General features: G+C 35.4%; 2 protein-coding genes. Both read left to right on the forward strand.

Going from position 1 to position 1,860, the window contains the following annotated elements:
• The first annotated feature begins 277 nt into the window (after nucleotides 1–277).
• Nucleotides 278–1,000, forward strand: a complete 723-nt coding sequence (locus tag ACFIK3_RS09345) for a hypothetical protein (RefSeq protein ID WP_375676611.1) — start codon at nucleotides 278–280, stop codon at nucleotides 998–1,000.
• An 84-nt stretch (nucleotides 1,001–1,084) separates the two neighbouring features.
• The gene (locus ACFIK3_RS09350; RefSeq protein ID WP_375676612.1) at nucleotides 1,085–1,750 is read left to right on the forward strand and encodes a hypothetical protein; all 666 of its coding nucleotides are present in this window, start codon (nucleotides 1,085–1,087) and stop codon (nucleotides 1,748–1,750) included.
• Nucleotides 1,751–1,860: the final 110 nt, after the last annotated feature.

Below are 1,860 nucleotides of genomic sequence, written 5' to 3' on the forward strand. Positions count from 1 at the left end.
ATAAACATGTCCATTTACGCGATACAATCATCTATTAAAAAGAAAGAGAGCTAAAAAAAGCACTTGATATTCAATTAAGTAGGTATCAAAATGAAAAAAATTGAAAAAAATAAAAAATACGTATTGACATTAAGGAAAGGTTCGTTTAGAAAGGCGTCAAGTGTGTAGAAACACTTAGCGATAAGCGGATAAACCACGATAAGGTTTTTCCCATCTTCAAAATACTGACTTTCTTTTATGCTATCACTAGCATATAACGATTTTGTCGGGTGTGGTTATGCCATACAATACCCTTTTAGGGGAAAGCATACAGCGGACTTATCGCCGTGTTTCTAGCGCCCGACGCCCTTATGGGCTGTCAATAGAAACCTTTTTTACGATAAGGATTACTAGCATGAACGCTACAGTTAAAAAACTTCAAGACACCATTTTCTCTTACATTCAACATCATAATGATAGCGCCTCGCTTCAAAAGCAAGATCTTGGGAAAAAATATGAATTTACTGATGAGACAATCGAAATTGATGGTCATATTTTACACCGTATTAGAGCCTTAAGAGATTTTGGTTATATGTTTGGGAAGGTTAAAGCGGGGGACCTTGGGGGATTTATTGAAAAGGAAGATAATCTATCACATGAGGGAAGCTGCTGGATTTTTGATAATGCCCGTGTTTATCAAAATGCGCTTGTTACTGAGAATGCTTATGTAGCTTGTGATGTTATCATTAAAGATTCTGCTACGGTTTCTGGTAACGCGCGTGTTGTAAATAATGTTCATATTTCTGATAATGCAGAAGTTTGTGATGATGCTGCTATTTACGATAATGTAAAAATTTATGGCAAGGCTTTTGTTGGTGATACCTCTCGTATTAGTGAAAATGTCATCATAAATGGAGCTACTGTATTTGGGGATTCTGATATTGAAAGTGATACCTATTTATCACCTAATGATCTCATTTGTGATAAATTTATTCCAGAAATCGATGATCCATGTTGGTAATTAAACAATAGGGCGGTGCGGGGGCGCCTCCTTATAACCATTTCATTTAAAAATTTGTTTGAATATTAGATTAGGGAGCTACCTATGACCACTAAAAATGTATCTAAAAAATATGAATTTACTAATGAAACCTTCATTTTTGATGGTCTTACTTTACACCGCATTCGTGCTTTAAAAGATTTCGATGATGTAAAAGCAGGGGACCTCGGCGGTTTTATTGAAAATGAAAGCAACTTGTCACATGATGGCAATTGCTGGGTTTACGATAATGCTCTTGTTTTTTGCAATGCTGTTGTTTCTGAAAATGCAAAAATACGTCATGATGCTTATGTTTTTAATGAAGCAAGGGTATTAGGAAATGCCGTGATTAGTGATAAAGCGCGGGTTCTTGAAAAGGAAGCTTATGTTCATGGCAATGCAAAAATATGTGATGATGCAATAATTTGTGGGGAAATTTATGGGAATGCCATTGTTTGTAATAAAGCCATGGTATCTACAGAAGCAAAAATTTATGACAATGCCAAGGTTTTGAATAATGCTTGTGTTGCTGGTTTGATTTATGGCAATGCAAAAATATCTGGGGCGGCTTGTATTTGTCCAGGTGCAGAAATTTATGATAATGCATGCATTCAAGGAAAAACGAAAGTTTATTTCTTTGTAAAAATTTATGGCAATGCTGTTATTAAAGGCAATAAAAAAATTTATAAAGATACTGATGGTAGTGAACAAAGCACAAACAAAGCAGCGTAAATAAAATAACGGCGCGGGGGGCTGCTTTATAGCAAAAAAGCCGCGTCCTTTAAGACACGGCTTTTATTATCAAAACAGCTAGCGATCCAAATAAACGATTAAAATAACCA

Source organism: Bartonella sp. CB10SXKL, from assembly GCF_042195515.1.
Lineage (GTDB): Bacteria > Pseudomonadota > Alphaproteobacteria > Rhizobiales > Rhizobiaceae > Bartonella.